Origin of the sequence: Kitasatospora sp. CB02891, assembly GCF_002803145.1 — a bacterium.
Classification (GTDB): Bacteria; Actinomycetota; Actinomycetes; order Streptomycetales; family Streptomycetaceae; genus Kitasatospora; species Kitasatospora griseola.
In genome coordinates this window covers 69,997-95,969 of sequence record NZ_NNBO01000003.1, presented here as the reverse complement: position 1 = coordinate 95,969, position 25,973 = coordinate 69,997, and the positions used below count along the sequence as shown (strand labels likewise).

The window sequence follows — 25,973 nt, the reverse complement described above, 5'->3', positions numbered from 1 at the left end:
AGCGATCACCCGGAGACCGCCAGTACACGCCACGCGATCAACACACCCTACGAAGAACGGAGCCACCTTGTTCGAGCTCTTCCACCGTCTCCGGCCCGTCCGACGAGTCCGACAGACCTGCCACGCCCCACGAACGACCCGGACCGTACGAGCCGCACCGACCCTGCGGATCCTTCGCCTCCTGCCCCTGTCCTTCCTGTTCGCGCTCGTTCTCGCCTGCGCCGCCACCCGGGAGTGCACCCTCCCGCACCCACAGACGGCGAAGGGCCGGCCGCCCCGTGTTCGGGACAACCGGCCCTGCCGATCCGACGATCGCTCAGCAGAGGCGACGTCAGCCAGTGACGATGTTCACCAGCTTCGGCGCGCGGGCGATGACCTTGCGCACCTCAGCACCGCCGATGGCGGCGACCACAGTGGGGTCGGCCAGGGCCAGCGCCTCCAGCTCGGCGTCCGAGATGGCCGGCGAGACCTCCAGGCGGGCCTTGACCTTGCCCTTGATCTGTACGACGCAGGTCACGGTGTCGTCGACGACGTACGCCGGGTCGGCGACCGGGTAGTCGGCGAAGGCCAGCGACTGCTCGTGGCCCAGGCGGCGCCACAGCTCCTCGGCGATGTGCGGTGCCAGCGGGGCGATCAGCAGGACGATCTGCTCGGCGACCGAACGCGGCGTGGAACCGCGCTTCACCAGGAAGTTGTTCAGCTCGATGGCCTTGGCCACCGCGGTGTTGAACCGCAGGTTGGCCATGTCGCCACGGATGCCGTCGATCGTCTTGTGCAGCGCCCGCAGCGTCGCCTCGTCCGGCGCCTCGTCCGTCACCACCAGCTCGCCGGTGATCTCCGAGACGATGTTGCGCCACAGCCGCTGCAGGAAGCGGTAGGAGCCGACCACCGCGCGGGCGTCCCACGGGCGGGAGACGTCCAGCGGGCCCATCGACATCTCGTACAGGCGCAGCGTGTCCGCGCCGTACTCGTCGGCGAACTCGTCCGGGGCGATCGCGTTCTTCAGCGACTTGCCCATCTTGCCCGCCTCGCGACGGACCTTCTCGCCGTTCCAGAAGAACTCGTCGTCGATCTCCTCGACCTCCGCGGCCGGCACCGGGAAGCCCCGGTCGTCGCGGAAGACGTCGGCGGTGATCATGCCCTGGTTGAACAGCTTGTGGAACGGCTCGACCGAGGAGACGTAGCCCAGGTCGTGCAGCACCTTGTGCCAGAAACGGGCGTACAGCAGGTGCAGCACCGCGTGCTCGGCGCCACCGACGTACAGGTCGACGCCGCCGGCCGGCTTCTCGGCGGTCGGGCCCATCCAGTAGGCCTCGTTGGCGGGGTCGACGACCGAGGTCGAGTTGACCGGGTCGACGTAGCGCAGCTCGTACCAGCAGGAACCCGCCCAGTTGGGCATGGTGTTGGTCTCGCGGCGGTAGGTCTTCGGGCCGTCGCCCAGGTCCAGTTCGACGTTGACCCAGTCCTCGTTGCGGGACAGCGGGGTCTTCGGCGAGGAGGTGGCGTCGTCGGGGTCGTAGGTGTGCGGCGAGTAGTCGTCCACCTCGGGGACCTCGACCGGCAGCATCGACTCGGGCAGCGCGTGCATCGCACCGCTCTCGTCGTAGACGATCGGGAACGGCTCGCCCCAGTACCGCTGGCGGCTGAACAGCCAGTCACGCAGACGGAAGTTGACGGTGCCTTCGCCGATGCCCTGCTCGGCCAGCCAGGCGGTGATCCGGGCCTTGGCGTCGACCACGGACAGGCCGTTCAGCGAGACGTCGTCACGCTCGGAGTTGATCAGCACCGAGTCGTAGGTATCGAAGGCGTCGTCCCAGGTGTGCGGGTCCTCGCTACGCCCGTCGGTGGGCCGGACGACGCAGCGCATCGGCAGGTTGAACGCCTGCGCGAACGCGAAGTCGCGGCTGTCGTGCGCGGGGACGGCCATGATCGCGCCGGTGCCGTAGCCCATCAGCACGTAGTCGGCGATGAACACCGGGATCTGCTCGCCGCTGACCGGGTTGGTCGCGAACGCGCCGGTGAACACGCCGGTCTTCACCTTGGCGTCGGCCTGGCGCTCCACGTCGGACTTGGCGGCGGCGGCTGCGCGGTACGCAGCGACGGCCTCGGCCGGGGTCGCGGCGCCGCCGGTCCACTCGTCACGGGTACCGGCCGGCCACTCGGCCGGGACGACGGTGTCGACCAGGGCGTGCTCAGGGGCCAGCACCATGTAGGTCGCGCCGAACAGGGTGTCGGGGCGGGTGGTGAAGACGGTGACGGTGTCGCCGCCGACGCCGAAGTCGACCCGGGCGCCCTCGGAGCGGCCGATCCAGTTGCGCTGCTGCAGCTTGATCGCCTCGGGCCAGTCCAGCAGGTCCAGGTCGCTGATCAGGCGGTCCGCGTAGGCGGTGATGCGCATCATCCACTGGCGCAGGTTGGACTTGAACACCGGGAAGTTGCCGCGCTCGGAGCGGCCGTCCGCAGTGACCTCCTCGTTGGCCAGCACGGTGCCCAGACCGGGGCACCAGTTGACCGGCACCTCCTTGGAGTACGCCAGCCGGTAGTCGCCCAGCAGTTCGTCGCGCTCGACGCCGGTCAGCTCGGCCCAGGCACGGCCGCCCGGCACCTCGCGCTCGCCGGACTCGAACTGGGCGACCAGCTCGGAGATCGGGCGGGCCTTGCCGGCCGCCTCGTCGTACCAGGCGTTGAAGATCTGCAGGAAGATCCACTGCGTCCAGCGGTAGTACTCGGGGTCGATCGTGGAGATCGACCGGCGCGAGTCGTGGCCCAGGCCCAGCCGGCGCAGCTGGCGGCGCATGTTGGCGATGTTGTCCTCGGTGGACACCCGCGGGTGCACGCCGTGCTGCACGGCGTACTGCTCGGCGGGCAGGCCGAAGGCGTCGTAGCCCAGGGTGTGCAGGACGTTGTGGCCGGTCATCCGCTGGTAGCGGGCGTACACGTCGGTGGCGATGTAGCCCAGCGGGTGGCCGACGTGCAGACCGGTGCCCGACGGGTACGGGAACATGTCCATGATGAAGCTGTGGGGCTTCGCGGCGACGGCCGACCCGTCGGCCAGCGGGCCGGTCGGGTTGGGGGCGTTGAACGTCCCCTCCTTCTCCCACAGGTCCTGCCAACGGGACTCGATCTCGGCGGCCAGCGCGGCGCCGTAGCGGAAAGGCTCGGTGGCGGCTTCGGCCGCGCCGGAAGCGGGGGTCGTCTCGCTCATGGTCCTTCAGGCTCCATCGTCATCAGTCAGCGAACAGGCCGTAGAAAGCAGAAAACCCCTCCGCAGGAGGGGACGCCACGCCGACTCCGGCACCCAAGCCGGTCCTGGTCAGCGCGGCCGGCTAAGAAGCAGGCGCACAGTTCGCATGGGCTCAGGGTACCGCACCCCTTCAACACCCTTTCGCGTCACCGCGTCAATCCCCCGACCACGGCCGTGGCCGGATCTCCCGTCACCCCCTCGACCACGACCAAAGCCACAGTCGGATCTCCGGCCACTCCCCCGCCCGCTCCCTCCAACCGACTGCTCATTCCCTCCAACCTGCTGCCCGCCCTACCCGCTCCCCCCGACCGACTGCCCGCCCCGCCCAGCCGGCCGTCCGACCTGCCACTACGCCTCCGCGCGCATCGCGGAGTCGAAGTCCCGCAGCGCTCGCGCCACTCGGGCGGACTGCATGCCGGCGGCGAGCCGGCGGGCCCGGTCGGCGATGTCCTCGGCCTCCGCGCGTTCGCCCGTGCGGCGGTAGGAGTCGGCGAGGCGCACCATCAGCAGCGCCTTGACCCGGGCGCGTTCCGCGGTGAGCGCCTCGATCGCGCGCTGCAACAGGCCCCGGGCCTGCTCGTGCTCGCCGAGCAGCAGGAAGCCCTCGCCGATCATGCCCTCCAGGTCGGCGCGTTCCTGGTCGTGTCCGTCCAGCCCCTCCAGCACCCGGAACGCCCGCTCGGCGACCGCCTCGGCGCTGATCTGCTCTCCCTTGCGGCCGTGCGCCCGGGCGATCCGGCCGAGTTGCAGGGCCCGCTCACGGGGTGTCAGCACGTCGTCGGCGGCGCGCAGCGCGGTGGACAGCATCGCCACCGGGTCCAGGCCCCGCCCTCCGGAGTTGTAGGTCGCCTGGACGGCGAGGCAGCCGACTACGCCGACGCCGAGCCGCGGGTCGCCGGAGACGTGGGCGGCGCGCAGGGCCGCGACGAAGGCGCGCTGCGCGGCGGCGTCGTTGCCCATGTCGTAGTTCGCCCAACCGACCAGCCGGGCCAGCCTGCTGGCGGCTCCGTACAGTTCCCTGCCGAGCGGCTCGTCGTAGCTGCCGAGCTCCAGCAGCTTCCCCACCATGGCGAGTTCGGCCTTGGCGAGGTCGAGGATCAGTCCGCCGCCGTAGGCACGCTCCAGGCGCTGCTTGGAGTCGTAGGAGAGCCGCAGGTCGGCCAGTTGCTCGGGGGCGATCCGGAGCGCGCCCTCGCCGCCGGTGACGGGCGGTGGCGGCGAGGCCCAGTGCCGGGCCGCCTGTTCCAGCTCGTCGCCGCGGAACAGGTCGGTGAGCCGGACCGGGGCGCCGTCCGCGCCGGCCTCGCGGAGCGCTGTCTGCGCGGTGTCAGCGGTCCACGGATCCGTCAGCAGCCGGGGCGAGAGCATCTTGGCGCCCCGGTTGGAGCCCATCTGCCCCCACAGCTGCTCGTAGGTGACGGCGATGCCGACGCAGCGGCCGAGGACCTCGCAGACGGTCTGGTCGTGCGGCGAGCGCGGCACCATGCCCCGGTCGCGCCACTTGTAGGGCGCGGTCGAGCTGATCGCCATGCCGGGCGGCAGCACCGCGTTCACTTCGCGGGCCAGCCGCTCCGGGCTCCATCCCAGCTGGTGGAGTATCCGGGCGAGCTCGTCGTTCCGTTTTCGCGCCAGATCGGCCATGGCACGACGGTAGCGGCCCCGCGCCCCGCGTGGCAGGGGAGTCGGATGAACGACCGAAGGCCGCCCCTTGCGGGACGGCCTTCGGATTACTGTGGAGCTAAGGAGAATCGAACTCCTGACCTATTGCATGCCATGCAATCGCTCTACCAACTGAGCTATAGCCCCATGCTGTTACTGCCTTCACCTGCAGTTTCCCTTGCGGTTCCCCTTGGCGACACCGATAACTGTACACGGTCGACGGTCCAGGCCCTAATCCGTTCCGGGCGCTCCGCAGGCGGCCCCGGGAACGCCGAAGGCCGCCACCCGTCTCGGGTAGCGGCCTCGCGGAACTGCTGTGGAGCTAAGGAGAATCGAACTCCTGACCTATTGCATGCCATGCAATCGCTCTACCAACTGAGCTATAGCCCCGCAACACTGATGACCACTCACGGACCATCGGTGCGGAGTGGAGCTAAGGAGAATCGAACTCCTGACCTATTGCATGCCATGCAATCGCTCTACCAACTGAGCTATAGCCCCGCAGTTCCGCGACTCCCGCCTTCGGTTTCCCGTCTGCGTTCCTCACTGCGAACGAGGAAGACTCTAGCTGGTCAGAGCCGGAACTGTGAAATCCGGGTTGCGCGGCCCCCCAGTCGCGCCCCCGGTCACGCCTCAGGTCTCGTCGCCGATGACCGGCTGAGGAAGCGTGCCCGCGTTGTGCTCGAGGAGCCGCCAGCCGCGCGCGTCCTGGCCGAGCACCGACCAGCAGCAGTTCGAGAGACCGCCGAAGCGCTCCCACAACTGCGGCTCCATGCCGAGCAGTCGGCCGATCATGGTGCGGATGGTGCCGCCGTGACTGACCACCACCAGGGTGCCGCCCTCGGGCAGCTTGCCGACGGCGTCCAGCACCACCGGAACGGCCCGGTCGGCCACCTCGGTGGCGAGTTCACCGCCACCGCGCCGCACCGGCTCACCACGGGCCCAGGCCTCGTACTGCTCCGGATACCGCGCCCGGATCTCGGAGTTGGTGAGCCCCTGCCATTCCCCCGCGAAGGTCTCGCGGAGACCCTCGTGGTGGTGCACCTCCAGATCCGTGAGCGCGGCCAGCTCGGCGGCGGTGCGCCGAGCCCGCGTCAGGTCGGAGGAGATCAGCAGGTCGGGGCGGAGCGCAGCGAGCAGCCGGGCCGCCCGCTGCGCCTGGAACAGCCCCTGTTCGGTGAGATCGACGTCAGTGGTGCCCTGGAACCGCGATTCGAGGTTCCAGGACGTCTGACCGTGCCGCCAGAGGACGATGCGCGGCCGCCCCGCCGACCGGCTCAGAGGTCGCCTCCGGAGACGGCATTGCCGGCGGCGTCGGTGACGGCGTTCTCGGGCCGGTTGCGGGTCGCCAGCGCGTCCGCGGGGATCGGCAGTTCGGGGCAGTCCTTCCACAGGCGGTCGAGCGAGTAGAAGGAGCGCTCCTCGGAGTGCTGGACGTGCACCACGATGTCCAGGTAGTCGAGCAGGATCCAGCGGCCCTCGCGCTCGCCCTCGCGGCGCACCGGCTTGGCGTCGAGCTTCTCGCGCAGCTGGTCCTCGATCTCCTCGGCGATCGCCCGGACCTGGCGGTCGTTGGCGGCGGAGGCGATCAGGAAGGCGTCGGTGATCGACAGCACCTCGCTGACGTCGAAGGCGATGATGTCGTGCGCCAGCTTGTCGGCCGCCGCCTGCGCGGCGACGGTGATCAGTTCCTGGCTTCGGTCGGTGACGGTCACGATGCTCTTNGGCTGTGGGGATACCTTCCCAGGATCTCACGAACACGCCGGGGCCCCGGAGTGATTTCCACCCCGGGGCCCCGACCGCACCGCCGACCGCACGACCGACCGCGCGGCGGACCGTCCGACCGTCCGCGCTACTGCACGGACTTCTGCGGCGGCTGGTAGTCCTTGCCGAGCATCAGCACCAGGTCCGCGTTCTGCGTATCGGTGACCTTCTTCACCACCGAGTCCGGCAGACCCAGGCTGGTCGCCAGGCTGAGCGCCGCGGGCTTCTTCTCGTCGTCGGTGTAGCGGATCTCCGAGGTCGCCTGCGCGGGAGCCTTCGCGGTGGACGGCAGCGGGTCCATGCCCGCGTTGGTGACGACCACCTTCGCTGCGGCTGCCGTGTCGCTGCCGGAAGCGTCGACCACGGTGACGCGGGTGGAGTTGCCGGTGCGCTTGGCCTTGCCGATGGCGCCGCCGAGGATGTCCTTCACCTGCTTGCCGGCGGTGGCGTCGTCCAGGGTGCCGTCCGGCTTCGCGGTGAGCACCGTGGTGGACAGGTGGCCGGCCTTGGCCTGCTTGGAGAGGTTGACCAGGACGCCGGCGAGCGCGCTCTCCGGCAGCGACGGGTCGGGGACGGAGTTCATCCGGTGCACGTCCTCGGTGGCGTCCGCCATGGTGACCGGCATCGTGTTGATCACGGCCGCCATCACCTGACCGAAGCGGGCGAGTTGGGCGTCCCGGGTCTCGCCGGGGGCCTGCAGGGTGGCGTAGTCGACGGCGGCACGGCCGCTCAGCAGAACGTCCTTGCCGACCGTGGCGATCACCTTGCCGTCCGGCTTGTTGTTCTCGCGCACCTCGGCGTTGGTGTCCACCCGGACGCCGCCGAGCTGGGCGACCAGCAGTTGCAGGTAGGGGGTGTCCAGCCGCCAGGTACCGGCCACCTTGGCGCCGAGCACGGAGGACAGGCCGTCGCGGGTGGCGGAGGCGCCGATCGCGGTCGGGGCCTGGCCGACGGTCGTGATGTCGCCGTTGCTCGGGAGCTGGAGGGTGTCGGGGAGCAGCAGTACGGTCGCCTTCTGCCCGTCCCGGTCGTCGACCAGCAGCGCGGTGGTGATCTTGCCCTGCGGGTCGATCAGGTGCACCACGTTGACGTACCGACCGCCGACCGCCTTGTTCGCGTCGTTGTCGTCGCCGAACTTGCCGGACCACCACAGGTAGCCCACCGCGCCGGCCGCCAGCACTGCCAGCACCACCAGCAGCGCGATCAGCCGGTTGCGCAGCCGTCGGCGCCGCTCGGCGCGGACCTCGCTGCGGGACTCGGCGAACTTCAGCCAGTCGATGGCGTCCTCGGAGTCCTCCGTCTCCTCGTCGACGAAGTTGAACTCGCCCGTGGTGTAGGAGTCGTCGGCCGCGCCCTTGGCCCGGGCCGCCGCCGCGGCAGCCGCCCGCCCGCCGACCATCTCGGACGGCTCGGGCACCGCCTCGGTCTCCGGCACCGGCGCCGCGGCCGCTCGCGCGCGGGGCGGCATCCCCGCTCCGGCCGGCGCCGCGACCGGACTCACCGGCGGCACCGCCCGCCCGGCGGCACCGGCCTGCGTCGGCACCCGGCCGTCGAGCACCTGCCCGCCCGGCGTCTGCCCGCCCGATGTCTGCGTGCCTGACGTCTGCGTGCCCGGCGTCTGCCCGGGCAACTGCGACTGCTGCTGGTAGAACCCCTGCGCGGGCTGCTGCCCGTAGTAGGAGTCATGGGTCTGCTGCCCGTAGACGTCCCCGGCCGGCGACTGCCCGGCCCCCTCCCGGCCGCCGAACTGCTGCCCGTAGCCGCCCTGTTCGAACGCCTGGGTCTCATGGCCGCCGCGCTGCGCGTACCCGGCCTGCTGCCCGTACCCGGGCCGGTCGCCGCGGTCGCCGCCGTACGGGTCCGGCGCGTACACCCCGGGCTGCCCGGCCTGCTGCCCGCCCCGCTGGTCGTACCCACCGTACGGATCGGCCTGCCCGTACGACTGCTGCTGCTCGTACCCCGATTGCCCGTACCCCTGCTGCCCGTGCTGCCCGGTCTGCTGCCCGTACCCGGCACCCCCGTACCCGGCCTGGCCGTACCCGCTCTGGTCGTACCCGGCTGCGTCGTACCCCGATGCGTCGTACCCGCCCTGGTCGTAGCCGTGCTGCTCGAACGACTGCTGCTGGTAAGGCTGTTGTTCGACCGGCTGCTGCTCGTACCCCTGCGGGGGGTAGTACCCGGGCTGCTGCTGGTAGGGCGGTTGGGGCTGGCGGCCGTACCACTGTTCGTCGTCGGACGTTCCGGTCATGCCTTCCCTCCGGGGGATCAGGGCCGGGCCGACGCGTACAGCGCCCGCTTGTGGATGTAACGGACCACGCCGTCCGGCACCAGGTACCAGATGGGTTCGCCCTTGGCGACGCGCATCCGGCAGTCGGTGGAGGAGATGGCGAGGGCGGGCACCTCGACCAGCGAGACGCCGCCGACCGGCAGGCCGGTGTCGGAGAGAGTATGGCCCGGCCTGGTGCAGCCGATGAAGTGGGCGAGGTCGAAGAGTTCCTCGGAGGAGCGCCAGGAGATGATCTGGGCGAGGGCGTCGGCGCCGGTGATGAAGAAGAGCTCGGCGTCGGGGTGCAGGGCCTGCAGCTCACGGAGGGTGTCGACGGTGTAGGTGGGGCCGTTGCGGTCGATGTCGATCCGGCTGACCGAGAACTGCGGGTTCTCGGCGGTGGCGATCACCGTCATCAGGTAGCGGTCCTCGGCCGGCGAGACGTCCCGGTCGGACTTCTGCCAGGGCTGGCCGGTGGGGACGAAGACGACCTCGTCCAGGTGGAAGGCACTGGCCACCTCGCTCGCGGCGACCAGGTGCCCGTGGTGGATGGGGTCGAAGGTGCCGCCCATCACGCCCAGCCGGCGTCGCCCGCGCGGCGCACTGCCCGGCGCGGGAGTGCCCGGCGCCGTGTCCGTCCCGGAGGTGTCGACCTGCTCTCTCATGGCGCCACACCTTACGCGACCCGGATGTCCCGGGGATTCCGCCCGCTCGCGGGCCCCGGGCGCTCCGTGTCCGGTCGCCGCGGACGGCGGCGCGGCCGGGTCAGCGGTCGCGGTTGAAGCGGGTGGTGACGAACAGCAGCAGGAGCAGGATGGCCAGCGCCGCGCCGCCCGTCAGGAAGGGGTTGAGGCTGTCGTGGTTACCGCCCTCCTCGGCGAGGTGGACGAGGGTGGGCAGGGCAGCAGAGGTCATGATCGGCGGGACCTTCTCGGCTCGGTGTGAGGACCAGGCGGTCACGGACCGTGCGGCCCGCGGGCTCATCGTACGGGGGCCTGACACGCAACCGCGCGGCGGCCCACCGCGTCTGACCGTCCGTGAGCCGTCCCGGGCCCGGGCCCGGCCGCCGGGCCCGCCGCCCGAGGCGGTACCGGCTCCGGTTCAGCCCGGCCCGGCCCCGGTACGAGACCCTGCCCGGCCCCCGGGTTCAGCTCTGCTCGGCGGCCTCGGCGCGGGCCTGCTCGCGCGCGGCCTCGCGCTTGTCGCCGTCGCGGCTCGCCCGGGCGATCGCCCACACCAGCAGGCCGACTCCGACGAAGGAGGCGATCACGATGATCCTCAGGAACAGGCCGGGGCCGTTCTCGCTGGAGATCGGTCCGGCGAGCTGGACCAGGTCGGCAGGGGACATCACGGGGCTCCTTTTCGGTACGGCACAGCCAGGGTAGACCCGTTTATCGCCGCTCCCGCTCCGCACCCCGCCCCGTACGCCCGCCCGGGGGCACTGCGGGCCGACGGCGTACCGTGACGTCCGGGGACGAGTACGGACACAGCGACGTTAAGAGGAAAGCAGCGGGGGCCGGCCACGGGAGCCGGTGCCGGCGTCGATCCAGGAGGGTACTCAATGACCGACATGACCAAGGGCAACGCGCCGAGCCGCCGCCGCCAGCGGTTCCCGGAGATCTCCACCCGCGCCTGGGAGCACCCGGCGGACCGCTCGGGGCTGGTGGCACTGCGCAGGCTGAGCGGTTTCGACGACATCCTGAAGAAGCTGGCCGGGCTGGTGTCCGAGCGCAGCGTGCGGCTGCTGTTCCTGGCCACGGCGGTCAAGACGTCGGAGCGGCAGTTCCCGGAGCTGTACGACATGGTGCGGGACGCCGCGTACGTGCTGGACCTGGAGAAGGTCCCGGACCTGTACGTGACCCAGGACCCGAAGGTCAACGCGTACTGCATCGGCATGGACACCCCGGTGATCGTGGTGACCACCGGGCTGATCGACCTGATGGACGAGGAGGAGCTGCGCGCGGTGATCGGCCACGAGGTCGGTCACGCGATGTCGGGGCACGCGGTGTACCAGACGATGCTGCTGATCCTCACCAACCTGGCGGCCCGGATCGGCTGGCTGCCGCTGGGCAACCTGGCGATCACGGCGGTGATCACCGCGCTCAAGGAGTGGTTCCGCAAGGCGGAGCTGTCCAGCGACCGGGCCGGTCTGCTGGCCGGCCAGGACCTGCAGGCGTCGATGCGCGGCCTGATGAAGCTGGCCGGCGGCGCGAACATGGCCGAGATGAACGTGGACGCGTTCCTGGAGCAGGCCGCCGAGTACGACAAGGCGGGCGACCTCCGCGACAGCGTGCTGAAGCTGCTGCAGGTGCTGCCGCAGACCCACCCGTTCGCGGTGGTGCGGGTGGCGCAGCTGAAGAAGTGGGCGGAGAGCGAGGATTACCGCTCGATCCTGGCGGGCGCGTACCCGCGCCGCGGCGACGACCCGGACACCTCGATCGGCGCGCAGTGGAAGGCCGCCGCCGACTCGTACTCGCAGTCGGTGAAGGAGAGCAAGGACCCGCTGATGGGCCTGCTGCGCGACCTCGGCAACGGCGTGGGCACGGTCGGCGGCAAGCTCCGCGACACCTTCACGGGGGCCGGCCGCAGCAACGGGAGCAACGGCAGCGGCGGCGAGCAGCAGGACTGATCCGGGAGCGCTTCAGCGGGTGATCGGCCCGAGCACTCCGCAGGTCTGCCAGGCCGGCCGGCTGTGGTCGGTCGGGTTCACGGCGGGCGGGGTGCTCGGCTGCACGCCGCTCGCCGTGGCCAGCATCGGCTGCAGGTAGTCGCTCTGCACGGTGCCGCACGAGGTGGGCCCGGCCTGGACGGTGGAGCCGACCACCCGGACGCGGCCGGCGTCCAGGTCGGCCCGGTCGACGTCGATCCGCACCTCCCGGCGCACCGCGTACAGGGTGACCGAGGGGTCGCTGGTGGTGCCGGCCGGGCGCAGCGCGTAGACCAGGGTGTGGTCGGCGGTGATCTCCAGCGTGCCGGAGTCGGCCTCGCCGACCTGGACCGCGCCGGTGACCTTCACGGTGTCGGTGGCCAGCGCGATCTGCCCGGGGTCGAAGCGGACCATCCAGCCGGTGGCGGCGTGCTGCTGATCGTCGCGCGGCGTGTTGACGCTTGCGTCGTACTGGGCGAGTTCGCCGGACGTGAGCAGCTCGCGGACCTGGCCGGTCTCGTTGGCGGTCAACGTGGCGGGGGTCAGCTCGGAGACCACCAGGTAGTGCTGGACGGAGTCCAGGGCGCGCTGCACGTCGGTCCCGGCGAAGTGCGAGGTGGGCGAGGCGGGCGGCATGCCGAGGCCGGCCTGGCCGTCGGCGTAGCCGGGTGGCAGCGCCGCGAACGGGTGGGCCGGGTCGGGGACGGCGCCGACCGTGCCGGGCGGGCTGAGCGGGGTGACGGCGGCGGTCAGCTGGGTGCCGCTGGGCGGCACGACCTGGCCGTGCGGCGAGCTGATGCCGAAGTAGACGGCCGCGGCGAACGCCATCGTCACCAGCAGCAGGAGGATCACGGCCTGCCGGGGCAGCGACCCGAACCAGCCCCAGCCGCGTCTCCGGGTGGCCCGTCCGAACGCACCGGCCAGCCGCTCCTGCGCGGACAGCTCCTGGATCCGGGCAGCTTTCACGAACGATTCGTCGAAGACGACGGATCGGAACTCGTCATCATTGGAACCACCCTCGGGCGTGCCCTCGGGAGGCTCGCGCGGGTCACCCATGTGACCAGGGTAGGCTCGCCCGCCGCCCGCGACGAGAGGTGAGAGGGTAACGAGACTGCCACGGTGGGTGATCGACAGCAGCCCGCGGGACGGTCAGCCCGCCGGAACGGCCACCGTCACGACCGGGCGCGCGGAAGGCGTCGTGCCGGGGCTGCTGGTCCCGCTGGACGGCCGGGCCGGCGACTCCGGACTGCCGCCGACGCCCCGGTACACGGCGGCGACGGCCAGCGCGACCACGCCGACCCCCATCACCAGGGCCAGCACCCAGGCCACCGGCCGGTGCCAGCGCTGCTGGGCGACCATGCCGCCGCGCAGCGGGTCGAAGGCCCGCAGCCGCGAGCGGCGGGTGCGCCGGTGCTGGCGGTCGCCGCCCGACCACGGGTCGGGGTAGAAGCGGTCGTCGTCCAGTCCGCCGGGCAGCGGGCGCAGCTCCAACGGCAGCACCTCGCTCCCGGAGGTGAACTCGTAGCTCCGGGCCGCTCCGGCCTGATCCGGCTCGAACCTGGTCTCGGCGGCGGCGAGTTGCCGCTCCCGGGCGCTCGGCTCGTGCACGGCGGCGGAGCGGACGAAGCTCTCGTCGAAGACCACGGTGGCGAACTCGTCGTCCGCACCACCGTGGTCGGCGCCGTCGGAGTACGGCGAGCCCCCCACATCCTCAGCCACGGACTCAATGTATTACCGGTCGGGGCTTTTGTCTGTGGGTCGGGCCGATCGGGTCTGCTCCGGCGCTCAGCCGCCGACGGTCTGCCGGGCCTCGCCGCGCACGTGGCCGTCGCCGGTGACGATGTACTTGGTGCTGGTCAGCTCCGGCAGGCCCATCGGGCCGCGGGCGTGCAGCTTCTGGGTGGAGATGCCGATCTCCGCGCCGAAGCCGAACTCACTCCCGTCGGTGAACCGGGTCGAGGCGTTGACGGCCACCGTGGTGGAGTCGACGAGCTGGGTGAAGCGGCGGGCGGCGGCCTGCGAGGTGGTGACGATCGCCTCGGTGTGGCCGGAGGACCAGCGGCGGATGTGCTCCACGGCGGCCTCCAGCGAGGGCACCACGGCGGCCGCCAGGTCCAGCGACAGGTACTCGGTGCCCCAGTCCTCCTCGGTCGCCGGGACGGCCGTCACGGCGGTGCCCTCGGCGGCCTTCAGCACCGCGTCGTCGCCGTGCACGGTGACGCCCGCCTCGGCGAGGGCGGCCAGCGCCAACGGCAGGAAGGCGTCCGCGACGTCCTGGTGCACCAGCAGGGTCTCGGCGGCGTTGCAGACGCTGACCCGCTGGGCCTTGGAGTTCAGCAGCACGCCGACGGCCATCGCCAGGTCGGTCTGCGCGTCCACGTACACGTGGCAGTTGCCGGTGCCGGTCTCGATCACCGGGACGGTGGAGCCCTCCACCACGGTGCGGATCAGCGAGGCGCCGCCGCGCGGGATCAGCACGTCCACCAGGCCGCGGGCGCGCATCAACTGCTGCACCGACTCGCGGCTCTCCCCCGGCACCAGCTGGATCACGTCGGCCGGCAGGCCCGCCCCGGCGACCGCCGCGCGCAGCACCTCCACCAGCGCCGTGTTGGAGCGGTACGCCGAACCCGAGCCGCGAAGCAGCACCGCGTTGCCTGACTTCAGGCAGAGCGCCGCGGCGTCCACCGTGACGTTCGGCCGGGCCTCGTAGATGATGCCGACCACACCGAGCGGCACCCGCACCTGGCGCACGTCGAGGCCGTTCGGCAGGGTGTAGCCCCGCACCACCTCGCCCACCGGGTCGGGCAGGCCGACCACACTGCGCACGTCGGACGCGATGGCGGCGATCCGCTCCTCGGTGAGCGTCAGCCGGTCGATCACCGACTCGGGGGTGCCCGCCTCGCGGGCCCGGGCGACGTCCTCCGCATTGGCGGCGGTGATCTCCCCGGCCCGGGCGACCAGCGCGTCCGCGATCGCCAGCAGCGCGGCGTCCTTCACCGAACGCGGCACTGGCGCCAGGGCGGCGGCCGCCTCCCGGGCACGGCGCGCGGCGGCGAGGACGGGGCTGTCGGCAGTGGCGGTGAGGTCGCTCATGCGCCAAGCCTAGCGAGACACCCACCCCGCCCCGGGGAACATTTCGCCCGCTGAGACGCGGCTCCCCGGGCCGGTCAGTACGGGTACACCCCGCCCAGCTGCGGCAGTGGGCCGCCGAAACCCTCCGCGACCCGCTTGTGGTACGTCGGGCGGTCCACCACCTCCAGGCCGACGATCTCCCACGCCGGGAGCTTGGCACTGGCCTTGTGCTCGCCCCACAGCCGCAGCGCGATCGCCGCCGCGTCGTGCAGGTCCCGCGCCTCCTCCCAGTACCGGACCTCGGCGTGGTCGGCGGCGTAGCGGGCCGTCAGGAAGAAGGAGTGGTCGTGCGCCAGCTTCTCCAGCGCCGCCCGCAGCTCCGGCAACGGCGTCGCCGCCCCGGCCACACTCAGCACCACGTGCCACAGCCGGCCCTGCTCCGGCTCCTGCACGTCCTCCTGCTCCTCGACGCCCCGGCCGCCCTCGATGCTGGTGAGCCGCCGCTCGGACTTCTGTCCCGGCAGCGCTTCCTCCCGCCTGCGAACCACCGGCGGCCTCCCATTCAGCGTGTCGCGCGGGCCCCCCGGCCCGCTGCTCCCACCCCCCGTACCGGCCCCGCCACCAGCGCTCAGCCGCGCAGCACCACCAGGTCGTCACGGTGGACGACCTCGCGTTCGTACGCGGCACCGAGCTCCTGGGCCAGGTCTCGCGTGGACCGACCGAGCAGACGGGGCAACTCCCTCGCATCAAAGTTGACCAGTCCGCGGGCGACGATGTGACCGTTTTCGCCAAGAAGGTCGACGGGATCACCCGCGACGAACTCCCCCTCCACCCCGGTCACTCCGGCCGGGAGAAGCGACTTCCCACCGTGCACCACCGCCGCCACCGCCCCGTCGTCCAGGGTCAGCGTGCCGCGCGGCGTGGAGGCGTGCTCCAGCCACAGCAGCCGGTCCGCGGAGCGGCTGCCGGTCCGCAGGAACAGCGTGCCGGTGCGCCGGCCCGCCAGTGCGTCGGCCGCCTGGCTGGCCGCCGTCAGCACCACCGGGATGCCCGCACCGGTGGCGATCCGGGCCGCCTCCACCTTGGTCACCATGCCGCCGGTGCCGACGCCCGCCCGGCCGGCGCTGCCGACCTCCACGCCCGCCAGGTCCGCCGGGCCGCGCACCACGTCGAGCCGGCTGCTGCCGGGCTTCGCCGGGTCGCCGTCGTACAGGCCGTCCACGTCCGACAGCAGCACCAGCAGGTCGGCCCGCACCAGGTGCGCCACCAGCGCCGCCAGCCGGTCGTTGTCGCCGAACCGGATCTCGGCGGTGGCCACCGTGTCGTTCTCGTTGACGATCGGCATCGCGCCCATCGTCAACAGCTGCTCCAGCGTCCGGAACGCGTTCCGGTAGTGCGCCCGCCGACTGGCGTCCTCGGCGGTCAGCAGCACCTGCCCGACCCGCACCCCGTAACGCGCGAACGACGCCGTGTAGCGGGCCACCAGCAGGCCCTGCCCGACACTGGCCGCCGCCTGCTGCCGGGCCAGGTCCTTGGGCCGCTTCTCCAGCCCGAGCGGCGCCAGGCCGGCGGCGATCGCCCCGGACGAGACCAGCACGATCTCCGGCGCGTCCTTCCCCGTCCGCACCTTCGCCAGCGCGTCCACCAGGGCGTCCACCCGGTCCGCGTCCAGCCCGCCGGCGGCGGTGGTCAACGACGACGAACCGACCTTCACCACGATCCGCCGCGCCGAGACGACCTCCTCGCGGAGCAACTGATCCACCATCAGTCCGACCCTTCCGACATGACGCAGGTACGCCCGCAATGTAGCCATTCGGCAGGCGTGGTACGAAATCGGTGCAAGGCGTGAGACAGGGCGAACGCAAGTGGGTGCAAGCGCAGGCGGGCGCAAAGTCGGGGGCGCGGGAACTGCGCGAGCGGCCACGCACCGTCAGCAAGGTCGCGAACACGTGCAAGTCGTTGCCCTGCGTCGCGATCTCGCTGACGGGTGCCTTCCGCTGCGCGCAGTTCCCCGCGCCCCTGGATGCGCTCTCCCTGGAGGTGCGCTCCTTACTGCTCCAGCTCCTCGCGGCCGGAGCTGAGCGCCTCGAAGTCCAGGTACTCCTGCTCCGCCGCATCGCGCCCGCGCTGCTTCTCGCGGCGGCGGTCGACGGCGGGTCGCTGGGTCTCGAAGCGGTGGTCCTCGCCGCGGCGGCCGAGCATCTCGGCGCCGGAGGCCATGGTGGGCTCCCAGTCGAAGACCACGGCGTTCTCGTCGGGGCCGATGATGACGGTGTCGCCCTCCTTGGCGCCGACCTTCCAGAGTTCCTGCTCGACGCCCAGGCGGGCGAGCCGGTCGGCGAGGTAGCCGACGGCCTCGTCGTTGGCGAAGTCGGTCTGGCGGACCCAGCGTTCGGGCTTGACGCCGCGGATGCGGTACGCGCCGTCCTCTTCCTCGATGGTGAAGCCGGCGTCGTCCACGGCGGTCGGCCGGATGACGATGCGGGTGTTCTCCTGAACCGGCTTGGCCGCGCGGGCGGCGGAGACGATGTCGGCGAGGGCGTAGGAGAGTTCGCGCAGGCCCTTGTGGGCGAGCGCGGAGACCTCGAAGACCCGGTAGCCGCGCTCCTCCAGCGAGGCGCGGGTGAGGTCGGCGATGTCCTGGCCGTCCGGGACGTCGATCTTGTTGAGGGCGACCAGTCGCGGCCGGTCCTCCAGGCCGCCGTACTGGGCGAGTTCGTCCTCGATGGTCTCCAGGTCGGTGAGCGGGTCGCGGCCCGGCTCCAGGGTGGCGCAGTCGAGGACGTGGACGAGCACCTCGCAGCGCTCGACGTGCCGCAGGAACTCCAGGCCGAGGCCCTTGCCCTGGCTGGCGCCGGGGATCAGGCCGGGCACGTCGGCGATCGTGTAGACGGTCGAACCGGCGGTCACCACACCGAGGTTGGGGACGAGGGTGGTGAACGGGTAGTCGGCGATCTTCGGCTTCGCGGCGGAGAGCACCGAGATCAGCGAGGACTTGCCGGCGCTCGGGTAGCCGACCAGCGCGACGTCGGCGACGGACTTGAGCTCCATCACGATGTCGCGGGCCTCGCCGGGCTCGCCGAGCAGGGCGAAGCCGGGGGCCTTGCGGCGGGCGGAGGCCAGCGCGGCGTTGCCGAGGCCGCCGCGGCCGCCCTGGGCGGCGACGAAGGTGGTGCCGTGGCCGACCAGGTCGGCCAGCACGTTGCCCCTGCGGTCGAGGACGACGGTGCCGTCCGGGACGGGCAGGACCAGGCCCTGGCCCTCGGCGCCGGTGCGGTGGCCGCCGGCGCCGGGCTTGCCGTTGGTGGCCTTGCGCTTGGGCGAGTGGTGGTACTCGAGCAGGGTGGTGACCTGCGAGTCCACCACCAGCGTCACCGAGCCGCCCTCGCCGCCGTTGCCCCCGTCGGGGCCGCCGAGCGGCTTGAACTTCTCACGGTGCACGGAGGCGCAGCCGTGGCCCCCGTTACCCGCGGCGACGTGCAGTTCGACGCGGTCCACGAAGGTGGTCATGTGTCTGCCTCCTGTGCGATGAGAAAAATGGTCCTGCTGGTAAAGCACGAAGGGTGGGCCCGGATAGTCCCGGCCCACCCTTCACAGCGAGTCTGTACAGACTCAGGCCTCGACGGCCACGATGTTGACGACCTTGCGGCCGCGACGGTTGCCGAACTGCACGGCACCGGCGGTCAGGGCGAACAGGGTGTCGTCGCCGCCACGGCCGACGTTCGCACCCGGGTGGAAGTGGGTGCCACGCTGGCGAACGATGATCTCGCCGGCGGAGACGACCTGACCACCGAAGCGCTTCACGCCGAGGCGCTGAGCGTTCGAGTCACGACCGTTGCGAGTGGAACTCGCACCCTTCTTGTGTGCCATCTGGCTATCCCCTTTCTAGGAAGACCGCAGTAAGTGTGATTACTTGCTGACCGAGTCGATGCTGGTGATGCGCACCGCGGTGTACTTCTGGCGGTGGCCCTGACGACGGCGGTAGCCGGTCTTGTTCTTGTAGCGCAGGATGACGATCTTGTCGCCCTTGGTCTGGTCGACGACCTCGGCGTGGGCCTTCACGCCACCGAGCACCCACGGGTCGGAGGTGATGGACTCACCGTCGACGATGAGGATGGTCGAGAGCTCGACCGAGTCACCCGGCTTGGCTTCGATACGGTCGATCTCCAGCACGTCGCCCACGGCAACCTTGTGCTGGCGGCCGCCGGCGCGAACGATCGCGTACATGCGGTACCTACTTTCCTAACTCGGTCGGAGCTCCGGATGCCAGCAGCCTGGGTATGGACACAGGCCGCCTCCCCCGAAAAGGGCCGGAACCGGCCCTCGTCCAGGAGGTGAGGTGCTCAGGAGCATGGCGTCAACACGCCGAGGGTCAAGAATACGGACCGGTCCAGCCGAAGACAAACCGGGCCGTACAGCGGGCCGGGACCGCCACCGGATCGGTGGTGGTCCCGGCCCCGGGGCTCACTCTGCGGCGCCGTCACCTTCGGCGGCCGCGGCCTTCTTGGCCGCCGCGCTCGTCCGCTTGGTGGCGGTCTTGCGGGCGGTGGTCTTCTTGGCGGCCGCGGTGGTGGTCTTCTTCGCCGCGGCCTTCTTGGCGGTGGTGGTCTTCTTCGCGGCCGTCGTCTTGGCAGCCGTCGTCTTGGCGGCCGCCTTGCGGGGGGCCCGCTTCTTCGGCGCCGGCTCCTCGACGGGCTCCTCGGTCTCGACCGCCACGGCGACCTCGGCCTCGGGCTCCACCGCGGCCACGGCCTCGACCGTCACCTCGGCAGCGGTCTCGGCGACCGGCTGCTCGGCGGCGGACTTCTCCGCGGCGCTCAGCGCGGCCTCCATCGCGGCCTCGGCGCGGGCCTGCAGCACCACGATCTCGGCCTCGCCGGACGCTCCGGCCGGAGCGGTGGCCTTGCGCACCGCGCGGCGCCGGGTGCGAGCCGGGGCCGCCGCGGCCGGCGGGATCTCCACCAGGCTCGGCTTCTCCTCGACGACCGGCTCGGCCGCCACGGGCTCCTCGACCGCGACCGGCTCGACGATCTCCTCGACCTCGACCTCGACGACGGGCTCCTCGACGGCCTCGACCGGCTCGATGCTCTCGACCGTCTCGACGGCCTCCGCCTCGGCCTGCCCGGCCCCGCCGCGGCCCCGGCGACGGCGCTTGCCGCCGCCCTCGCCCGCAGCGGTGGTGGTGGTCGCCGCGGCGGCGCCGCCGCCGTGGCTGTGCGGCTGGTCCATGTGGACGATCACGCCGCGGCCGTTGCAGTGCACGCAGGGCTCGGAGAAGGACTCCAGCAGGCCCTGGCCGACCCGCTTGCGGGTCATCTGGACCAGGCCGAGCGAGGTGACCTCGGCCACCTGGTGCTTGGTCCGGTCGCGGCCCAGGCACTCCAGCAGGCGGCGCAGCACCAGGTCCCGGTTGGACTCCAGCACCATGTCGATGAAGTCGATCACGATGATGCCGCCGAGGTCGCGCAGCCGCAGCTGGCGGACGATCTCCTCGGCCGCCTCGATGTTGTTGCGGGTGACGGTCTCCTCGAGGTTGCCGCCCTGGCCGACGAACTTGCCGGTGTTGACGTCGACGACGACCATCGCCTCGGTCCGGTCGATCACCAGCGAGCCGCCGGAGGGCAGCCAGACCTTGCGGTCCAGCGCCTTCATCAGCTGCTCGTCGATCCGGTACGTGGCGAACACGTCGACGTCCGAGGTCCACTTCTGCAGGCGCTCGGTGAGGTCGGGGGCCACGTTGGAGACGTAGTCGTGGATGGTGCTCCACGCGTCCGCGCCGCTGACGATGACCTTGGTGAAGTCCTCGTTGAAGATGTCGCGGACCACGCGCACCGTCATGTCGGGCTCGCCGTAGAGCAGCGCCGGGGCGTTGCCGGAGGCGGCCTTCTTCTGGATCTCCTCCCACTGCGTCTGCAGGCGCTGGACGTCGCGGGTCAGCTCCTCCTCGGAGGCGCCCTCGGCGGCGGTGCGGACGATCACGCCCGCGTCGTCCGGGACGATCTTCTTGAGGATCTGCTTGAGGCGGGCCCGCTCGTTCTCCGGCAGCTTGCGGGAGATGCCGGTCATCGAGCCCTCGGGCACGTACACCAGGTAGCGGCCGGGCAGCGAGATCTGGCTGGTCAGGCGGGCGCCCTTGTGGCCGATCGGGTCCTTGGAGACCTGCACCAGCACGGACTGGCCGGACTTCAGCACCGACTCGATCCGGCGCGGGCCGCTGTGGCCGCCGAGCGCGCCGAAGTTGACCTCGCCGGCGTACAGCACGGCGTTGCGGCCCTTGCCGATGTCGACGAACGCGGCCTCCATCGACGGCAGCACGTTCTGCACCTTGCCCAGGTACACGTTGCCGACGTAGCTGGTGGCCTGCTCCTTGTTGACGTAGTGCTCGACCAGCACGCCGTCCTCGAGCACGCCGATCTGGGTGCGGGTACCGGTCTGGCGGACCACCATGACCCGCTCGACGGACTCGCGGCGGGCCAGGAACTCGGCCTCGGTGATGATCGGCACCCGGCGGCGGCCCAGCTCGCGGCCCTCGCGGCGGCGCTGCTTCTTGGCCTCCAGGCGGGTGGAGCCCTTGATGGACTGCACCTCGTCCGGGTCGAACGCGGGCTCGGTGGAGCGGCGGCGCGGCTCGCGGACCTTCACCACGGTGCGCACGCCGTCCTCGGTGGTCTCCCCCGCGTCGGCACCGCCCTCGCCGCTGCGGCGGCGACGGCGACGGCGGCGGCGCGAGGAGGACAGGCCGGCGGCCAGGTCGTCCTCGTCATCGTCCTCGTCGTGGCCGTCCTGGGCCTCGGGCTCCTCGTGGGCGTCCTCGACCTCGGTCTCGACGGTCTCGGTCGGCTCGCCCGCGTCCTCGGCGTCACCGCGACGGCGGCGGCGGCCACCCCGACGGCGACGGCGGGACGGACGGTCGTCCTCCCACTCCGAATCCTGCTCCGGTCCGGCGGCGGGCGCCTCGACCTCGGCCGGGGCCTCAACCTTCGCCGGCGGAGCGGCCTTCACCGGCTCCGCGGCCTTGGCGGGCTGGGCAGCGGCCTTGGCGGGCTGAGCGGCGGCCTTGGCGCCCCTGCCGCCCTTCGCGGCCTGCTGGACGCGCACCTGGGTGCGCACCCGGCGGCGGCGGCCGACGCCGCTGTACTCGAACTCGTCGTCGCCCTCGCCCTCGTCCTCGACCTGCGGCGCGGCGGCCTGGGCCGGCTCGGCCTTGGCGGCGGGCGCGGCCTTGGCGGCGGCGGCAGTGGGCGCGGGCTCCTGGAAGACCGGGGCCTGGAAGATCGCGGTGGAGGGGCGGACGGCACGGCGGCGGGCGCGCGGCGGCTCGGCGGAGGCCTCGACGACAGGCTCGGCGACCGGCTCCTCGACGACCGGCTCGGCCTCGGGCTCCTCCTCGACGACCGGCTCTTCGGCGACCACGGGGCTCTGGGCGGGCGCGGAGACGCGCTTGCGCGCCCGGCGGGCACGAGCGGGCTTCTCTTCGACGACCGGCTCTTCGGCCGGTTCCTCGGCCGCGGGCTCCTCGACGACCGGCTCCTCGGCCGCGACTGGGCTCTGGGCGGGCGCGGAGACGCGCTTGCGCGCCCGGCGGGCACGAGCGGGCTTCTCCTCCGCGGCCGGTTCGGCGGCGGGCTCCTCGACGACCGGCTCGGCGGCGACGGGGGCGGTCTCCGGCGCACCGGCCGGGGACTCGGCGCGCTTGCGGGTGCGCCGGGCCCGGGCGGGCTTCTCGGCGGCCGGCGGCTCCTCGGCGCTCGCCGGGGCGGCCGCGACGACGGTCTCGGCGCCTTCGGTGGCGGCGCCCTGCGGGGAGCCGGCCGGGCGGGAGACCGCCCGGCGGCGGCGGCGCGGCGGGGCGGCGGAGGCGCCGTCGTCGGTGTTGTCGGCCGCAGCGGACTGCGGTTCGGTGTTTTCGAGCATGCGGGTGTGTCTCCCGTCAGGCCCCCGGGCTCCGCATCCGGGCACGACGTGCCACCGCTTTCACCAGCCGGCCGCGCCTTTCGGGCGGTTCCGGCTCCCACGGTGCCGTCGTTCGGACGCGAGGCCGCACAGGGGCTCGTAGTCTCGCTCGACCCCCGCACGGCGCGGGAAGTCGAAAAGTCTTCTGGTCTGACCAGTCTTCTCAGTTTTCAAGCGGCCGGGCCGAAGGTGGCCGGGCCTGCACGCAACGACGCTCGCTCCCCTGGGGAGCCGCGGAGGCCGGGGAGCCGCAGGCCCGGAGCTGAGCTCCGTGCCTGCGCTCCCGCCCACTCGGCGGACGGCGGATGCGCGCGGCGGGGCGGCCTACCGGCCGACCTCGGCCGCGGCGCGGTCGAGCGCCAGCGGGTCGGTCACCGTGCCGGTCTGCTCGTCGAGCGGCCCCTGCGCCAGCCTGGTCACCTCTGCGGGGACCGGCGGCGCGAGGTCGGCCGTCGAACGGAGGCCGGACAATACGTCGTCGGGTCGTACGGCGGGTGTGGCGTGTCGTACTACCAGGCGCAGTATCGCACAGGGAGCAGCCGTACGAACATCGTCCGCACCCTGGGTGAGTGTGTCGTCACCGATCCCGACCTGCACGGAGCCTTCCGGGAGCAGTTCCATGGCGGCGACGGCGGCGCGCGCATCGAAAGTGCGCAGGCCGTTCTTGGTCATCCGCTGCACCTCGACCGCCTCGGCGGCCAGGAAGACGCCGGCGGCCCGCTCGGCCTCCGCGGGCTCCACGCCGGGCAGGCGCAGCAGCCACTCGGACGCCTCCAGCCGCTCGACGAAGTTGCTGGTGCGGACCTCGACGGCGTCGGTGATGTCCAGACCGGGCGGCAGCGACTCGTCGAGTTGGCGACGCAGCGCCTCCGGGTCGCGGGCAGCGGCGAGGCCGATCTCCAGGTACTCGGCCTCACTGGCGGTACCGGTCGGGGCAGCGTTCGCGTAGGAGACCTTCGGGTGCGGGGTGAAGCCCGCGGAGTAGGCCATCGGGACGGCCGAGCGGCGGAGCGCGCGCTCGAACGCCCGCTGGAAGTCCCGGTGGCTGGTGAAGCGCAGACGGCCGCGCTTGGTGTAGCGCAGACGGATGCGCTGCACCGTCGGCGCGGGCGGCGGACCGTCGGGCGTGCGGCGTGCCAGGGAGCTCAGTCCTTCGTCAGTGTGTCCCCGTCCGGCCTCGCACCGCTTGCGGCTCCGGCCGAACTCTGTCGTTCCAAGGGTACGCGGTACCCCACCCCACCCGCGCCGGGCCTGCTCCCGCCCCGAACGCCCAGCGGACCGAACCGGGCTCCGCCGCGCTCCGCGAGGTCCGCCGCACACAGCGCGCGAGGCCCCCGCCGCAACGAGTGCGACGGGGGCCAACTTCCGCTTCGGGGACGTCAGTTGTTGACGACCGTCAGGGGCAGGAGCTTCTTGCCGGTGGGGCCGACCTGGATGTGGGTGTCCATCTGGGGGCAGACGCCGCAGTCGAAGCACGGGGTCCAGCGGCAGTCCTCGACCTCGACCTCTTCGAGGGCGTCCTGCCAGTCCTCCCAGAGCCAGTCCTTGTCGAGGCCGCTGTCGAGGTGGTCCCAGGGGAGGACCTCCTCGTAGGTGCGCTCGCGGGTGGTGTACCAGTCGACGTCGACGCCGGTGCCGGCCAGGCCCTTCTCGGCGGAGGCCATCCAGCGGTCGTAGGAGAAGTGCTCGCGCCAGCCGTCGAAGCGGCCGCCGTCCTCGTAGACGGCGCGGATGACGGCGCCGATGCGGCGGTCGCCGCGGGAGAGCAGGCCTTCGACGATGCCGGGCTTGCCGTCGTGGTAGCGGAAGCCGATGTTCTTGCCGAACTTGCGGTCGCCGCGGATGGAGTCGCGGAGCTTGGTGAGCCGCTCGTCGGTGGCTTCGGCGGACAGCTGCGGGGCCCACTGGAAGGGGGTGTGCGGCTTGGGGACGAAGCCGCCGATGGAGACGGTGCAGCGGATGTCGTTGGTGCCGGTGACCTCGCGGCCCTTGGCGATGACGTTCTTCGCCATCGCGCCGATCTGGAGGACGTCCTCGTCGGTCTCGGTGGGCAGGCCGCACATGAAGTACAGCTTCACCTGGCGCCAGCCGTTGCCGTACGCGGTGGCCACCGTGTTGATGAGGTCCTCCTCGGACACCATCTTGTTGATGACCTTGCGGATCCGCTCGGAGCCGCCTTCGGGGGCGAAGGTGAGGCCGGAGCGGCGGCCGTTGCGGGAGAGCTCGTTGGCGAGGTCGATGTTGAAGGCGTCGACCCGGGTGGAGGGCAGCGAGAGACCGATCTTGTCCTCGGCGTAGCGGTCCGCGAGGCCCTTGGTGACGTCGGCGATCTCGGAGTGGTCGGCGGAGGACAGCGAGAGCAGGCCGACCTCCTCGAAGCCGGTGGCCTTCAGGCCGCGCTCGACCATTTCGCCGATGCCGGTGATGCTTCGCTCCCGCACGGGGCGCGTGATCATGCCGGCCTGGCAGAAACGGCAGCCGCGGGTGCAGCCGCGGAAGATCTCCACGGACATCCGCTCGTGCACGGTCTCGGCGAGCGGGACGAGCGGCTGCTTGGGGTAGGGCCACTCGTCGAGGTCCATGACGGTGTGCTTGGAGACCCGCCACGGCACGCCGGGGCGGTTGGGGACGACGCGGCCGATCCGGCCGTCCGGCAGGTACTCGACGTCGTAGAACCGCGGGATGTACACGCCGCCGGTCTTGGCGAGGCGCAGCAGCAGTTCGTCGCGGCCGCCGGGGCGCCCCTCGGCCTTCCAGGCGCGGACGATGTCGGTGATGTCGAGGACGGCCTGCTCGCCGTCGCCGATGACGGCGGCGTCGATGAAGTCGGCGATCGGCTCGGGGTTGAACGCGGCGTGGCCGCCGGCCAGCACGACCGGGTCGTCCATGGTGCGGTCCGCGGCGTTCAGCGGGATGCCGGCCAGGTCGAGCGCGGTCAGCATGTTGGTGTAGCCGAGTTCGGTGGAGAACGACAGGCCGAACACGTCGAAGGCCTTGATCGGGCGGTGCGCGTCGACCGTGAACTGCGGGACGCCGTGCTCGCGCATCAGGGCCTCGAGGTCGGGCCAGACGCTGTAGCTGCGCTCGGCGAGGACGCCCTCGCGCTCGTTCAGCACCTCGTAGAGGATCATGGTGCCCTGGTTGGGGAGCCCGACCTCGTAGGCGTCGGGGTACATCAGCGCCCAGCGGACGTCGCAGGCGTCCCAGTCCTTGACGGTCGAGTTGAGCTCGCCACCGACGTACTGGATCGGCTTCTGGACGTGCGGGAGGAGGGCCTCCAGGCGTGGGAAGACCGATTCGACAGTCATGCGCAAGGACCTTTACGGCAGAAAAAGCAGTGACCCTTCAGGGTAGCCGAGCCCCGAGGG

20 protein-coding genes and 3 tRNA genes are annotated in these 25,973 nt (G+C 71.9%); 1 reads left to right on the top strand and 22 read right to left on the bottom strand.

All coding sequences use genetic code 11. The features are described from left to right. Positions 1 to 331 precede the first annotated feature (331 nt). From leuS to CG736_RS09195, 11 genes are all read right to left on the bottom strand, one after another. Positions 332 to 3,205, bottom strand: coding sequence for a leucine--tRNA ligase (leuS, locus tag CG736_RS09245; protein WP_100585702.1), 2,874 nt, complete (start codon positions 3,203 to 3,205; stop codon positions 332 to 334). 387 nt (positions 3,206 to 3,592) lie between these two features. Then, positions 3,593 to 4,885, bottom strand: coding sequence for a hypothetical protein (locus CG736_RS09240; protein WP_100585701.1), 1,293 nt, complete (start codon positions 4,883 to 4,885; stop codon positions 3,593 to 3,595). A 92-nt stretch (positions 4,886 to 4,977) separates the two neighbouring features. Beyond that, positions 4,978 to 5,050, bottom strand: a tRNA-Ala gene (locus tag CG736_RS09235). 170 nt (positions 5,051 to 5,220) lie between these two features. Beyond that, positions 5,221 to 5,293, bottom strand: a tRNA-Ala gene (locus tag CG736_RS09230). 38 nt (positions 5,294 to 5,331) lie between these two features. Then, a tRNA-Ala gene (locus tag CG736_RS09225) sits at positions 5,332 to 5,404 on the bottom strand. 132 nt (positions 5,405 to 5,536) lie between these two features. Further along, a complete protein-coding gene (locus CG736_RS09220; RefSeq protein WP_232733923.1) occupies positions 5,537 to 6,184 on the bottom strand; it encodes a histidine phosphatase family protein in 648 nt (215 codons plus the stop codon). Continuing rightward, complete coding sequence (gene rsfS, locus CG736_RS09215; protein ID WP_043913955.1) at positions 6,181 to 6,618, bottom strand: ribosome silencing factor; 438 nt, start codon at positions 6,616 to 6,618, stop codon at positions 6,181 to 6,183. Before rsfS ends, CG736_RS09220 begins: the two co-directional genes overlap by 4 nt. A gap of 137 nt (positions 6,619 to 6,755) precedes the next feature. Next, a complete protein-coding gene (locus CG736_RS38545) occupies positions 6,756 to 8,915 on the bottom strand; it encodes a LytR C-terminal domain-containing protein (protein ID WP_100585700.1) in 2,160 nt (719 codons plus the stop codon). A gap of 17 nt (positions 8,916 to 8,932) precedes the next feature. Further along, positions 8,933 to 9,598 (bottom strand): nicotinate-nucleotide adenylyltransferase, encoded by a 666-nt coding sequence (nadD, locus tag CG736_RS09205; RefSeq protein ID WP_100585699.1) that lies wholly within the window; start codon positions 9,596 to 9,598, stop codon positions 8,933 to 8,935. 100 nt (positions 9,599 to 9,698) lie between these two features. Next, entirely contained in the window at positions 9,699 to 9,848 is a 150-nt protein-coding gene (locus CG736_RS36985; RefSeq protein ID WP_167349406.1) for a hypothetical protein, read from the bottom strand. Positions 9,849 to 10,080: 232 nt separating this feature from the next. After that, a complete protein-coding gene (locus CG736_RS09195) occupies positions 10,081 to 10,281 on the bottom strand; it encodes a hypothetical protein (RefSeq protein ID WP_043913958.1) in 201 nt (66 codons plus the stop codon). A gap of 213 nt (positions 10,282 to 10,494) precedes the next feature. Here CG736_RS09195 and CG736_RS09190 point away from each other — a divergent pair, with 213 nt between their 5' ends. Beyond that, positions 10,495 to 11,562, top strand: coding sequence for a M48 family metallopeptidase (locus CG736_RS09190; RefSeq protein ID WP_100585698.1), 1,068 nt, complete (start codon positions 10,495 to 10,497; stop codon positions 11,560 to 11,562). Between the two features lie 12 nt (positions 11,563 to 11,574). Here the strand turns inward: CG736_RS09190 and CG736_RS09185 are convergent, their stop codons facing one another. The 11 genes from CG736_RS09185 to CG736_RS09135 all read right to left on the bottom strand — a co-directional run bounded on the left by CG736_RS09185 (position 11,575) and on the right by CG736_RS09135 (position 25,913). Continuing rightward, on the bottom strand, positions 11,575 to 12,636 hold the full coding sequence (locus CG736_RS09185; RefSeq protein ID WP_100585697.1) for a hypothetical protein: 1,062 nt from the start codon (positions 12,634 to 12,636) through the stop codon (positions 11,575 to 11,577). A 93-nt stretch (positions 12,637 to 12,729) separates the two neighbouring features. Continuing rightward, a complete protein-coding gene (locus CG736_RS09180) occupies positions 12,730 to 13,299 on the bottom strand; it encodes a hypothetical protein (protein WP_157815489.1) in 570 nt (189 codons plus the stop codon). Between the two features lie 66 nt (positions 13,300 to 13,365). Then, positions 13,366 to 14,673, bottom strand: a complete 1,308-nt coding sequence (locus tag CG736_RS09175) for a glutamate-5-semialdehyde dehydrogenase (protein WP_100585695.1) — start codon at positions 14,671 to 14,673, stop codon at positions 13,366 to 13,368. Positions 14,674 to 14,747: 74 nt separating this feature from the next. After that, complete coding sequence (locus CG736_RS09170) at positions 14,748 to 15,200, bottom strand: hypothetical protein (protein ID WP_052509560.1); 453 nt, start codon at positions 15,198 to 15,200, stop codon at positions 14,748 to 14,750. 80 nt (positions 15,201 to 15,280) lie between these two features. After that, complete coding sequence (gene proB / locus CG736_RS09165; protein ID WP_100585694.1) at positions 15,281 to 16,417, bottom strand: glutamate 5-kinase; 1,137 nt, start codon at positions 16,415 to 16,417, stop codon at positions 15,281 to 15,283. 284 nt (positions 16,418 to 16,701) lie between these two features. After that, on the bottom strand, positions 16,702 to 18,162 hold the full coding sequence (gene obgE, locus CG736_RS09160) for a GTPase ObgE (protein WP_100585693.1): 1,461 nt from the start codon (positions 18,160 to 18,162) through the stop codon (positions 16,702 to 16,704). A gap of 102 nt (positions 18,163 to 18,264) precedes the next feature. Then, the gene (rpmA, locus tag CG736_RS09155; protein WP_014135732.1) at positions 18,265 to 18,522 is read right to left on the bottom strand and encodes a 50S ribosomal protein L27; all 258 of its coding nucleotides are present in this window, start codon (positions 18,520 to 18,522) and stop codon (positions 18,265 to 18,267) included. Positions 18,523 to 18,561: 39 nt separating this feature from the next. Beyond that, a complete protein-coding gene (gene rplU, locus CG736_RS09150) occupies positions 18,562 to 18,879 on the bottom strand; it encodes a 50S ribosomal protein L21 (RefSeq protein ID WP_043913967.1) in 318 nt (105 codons plus the stop codon). 237 nt (positions 18,880 to 19,116) lie between these two features. After that, positions 19,117 to 22,566 (bottom strand): Rne/Rng family ribonuclease, encoded by a 3,450-nt coding sequence (locus CG736_RS09145; protein ID WP_100585692.1) that lies wholly within the window; start codon positions 22,564 to 22,566, stop codon positions 19,117 to 19,119. A gap of 363 nt (positions 22,567 to 22,929) precedes the next feature. After that, positions 22,930 to 23,703: a TIGR03936 family radical SAM-associated protein gene (locus tag CG736_RS09140; RefSeq protein WP_043913969.1), complete on the bottom strand. Its 774-nt coding sequence runs from the start codon at positions 23,701 to 23,703 to the stop codon at positions 22,930 to 22,932. Positions 23,704 to 23,984: 281 nt separating this feature from the next. Then, positions 23,985 to 25,913 (bottom strand): TIGR03960 family B12-binding radical SAM protein, encoded by a 1,929-nt coding sequence (locus CG736_RS09135; RefSeq protein ID WP_100585691.1) that lies wholly within the window; start codon positions 25,911 to 25,913, stop codon positions 23,985 to 23,987. Between the last annotated feature and the right edge of the window lie 60 nt (positions 25,914 to 25,973).

Excerpts from the sequence above, each read along its gene's own strand:
- leuS (WP_100585702.1), bottom strand. The coding sequence starts at position 3,205 with ATGAGCGAGACGACCCCCGCTTCCGGCGCGGCCGAAGCCGCCACCGAG.
- CG736_RS09240 (WP_100585701.1), bottom strand. The coding sequence starts at position 4,885 with ATGGCCGATCTGGCGCGAAAACGGAACGACGAGCTCGCCCGGATACTC.
- CG736_RS38545 (WP_100585700.1), bottom strand. The coding sequence starts at position 8,915 with ATGACCGGAACGTCCGACGACGAACAGTGGTACGGCCGCCAGCCCCAA.
- nadD (WP_100585699.1), bottom strand. The coding sequence starts at position 9,598 with ATGAGAGAGCAGGTCGACACCTCCGGGACGGACACGGCGCCGGGCACT.
- CG736_RS36985 (WP_167349406.1), bottom strand. The coding sequence starts at position 9,848 with ATGACCTCTGCTGCCCTGCCCACCCTCGTCCACCTCGCCGAGGAGGGC.
- CG736_RS09195 (WP_043913958.1), bottom strand. The coding sequence starts at position 10,281 with ATGTCCCCTGCCGACCTGGTCCAGCTCGCCGGACCGATCTCCAGCGAG.
- CG736_RS09190 (WP_100585698.1), top strand. The coding sequence starts at position 10,495 with ATGACCGACATGACCAAGGGCAACGCGCCGAGCCGCCGCCGCCAGCGG.
- CG736_RS09185 (WP_100585697.1), bottom strand. The coding sequence starts at position 12,636 with ATGGGTGACCCGCGCGAGCCTCCCGAGGGCACGCCCGAGGGTGGTTCC.
- CG736_RS09175 (WP_100585695.1), bottom strand. The coding sequence starts at position 14,673 with ATGAGCGACCTCACCGCCACTGCCGACAGCCCCGTCCTCGCCGCCGCG.
- proB (WP_100585694.1), bottom strand. The coding sequence starts at position 16,417 with ATGGTGGATCAGTTGCTCCGCGAGGAGGTCGTCTCGGCGCGGCGGATC.
- obgE (WP_100585693.1), bottom strand. The coding sequence starts at position 18,162 with ATGACCACCTTCGTGGACCGCGTCGAACTGCACGTCGCCGCGGGTAAC.
- rpmA (WP_014135732.1), bottom strand. The coding sequence starts at position 18,522 with ATGGCACACAAGAAGGGTGCGAGTTCCACTCGCAACGGTCGTGACTCG.
- rplU (WP_043913967.1), bottom strand. The coding sequence starts at position 18,879 with ATGTACGCGATCGTTCGCGCCGGCGGCCGCCAGCACAAGGTTGCCGTG.
- CG736_RS09145 (WP_100585692.1), bottom strand. The coding sequence starts at position 22,566 with ATGCTCGAAAACACCGAACCGCAGTCCGCTGCGGCCGACAACACCGAC.
- CG736_RS09135 (WP_100585691.1), bottom strand. The coding sequence starts at position 25,913 with ATGACTGTCGAATCGGTCTTCCCACGCCTGGAGGCCCTCCTCCCGCAC.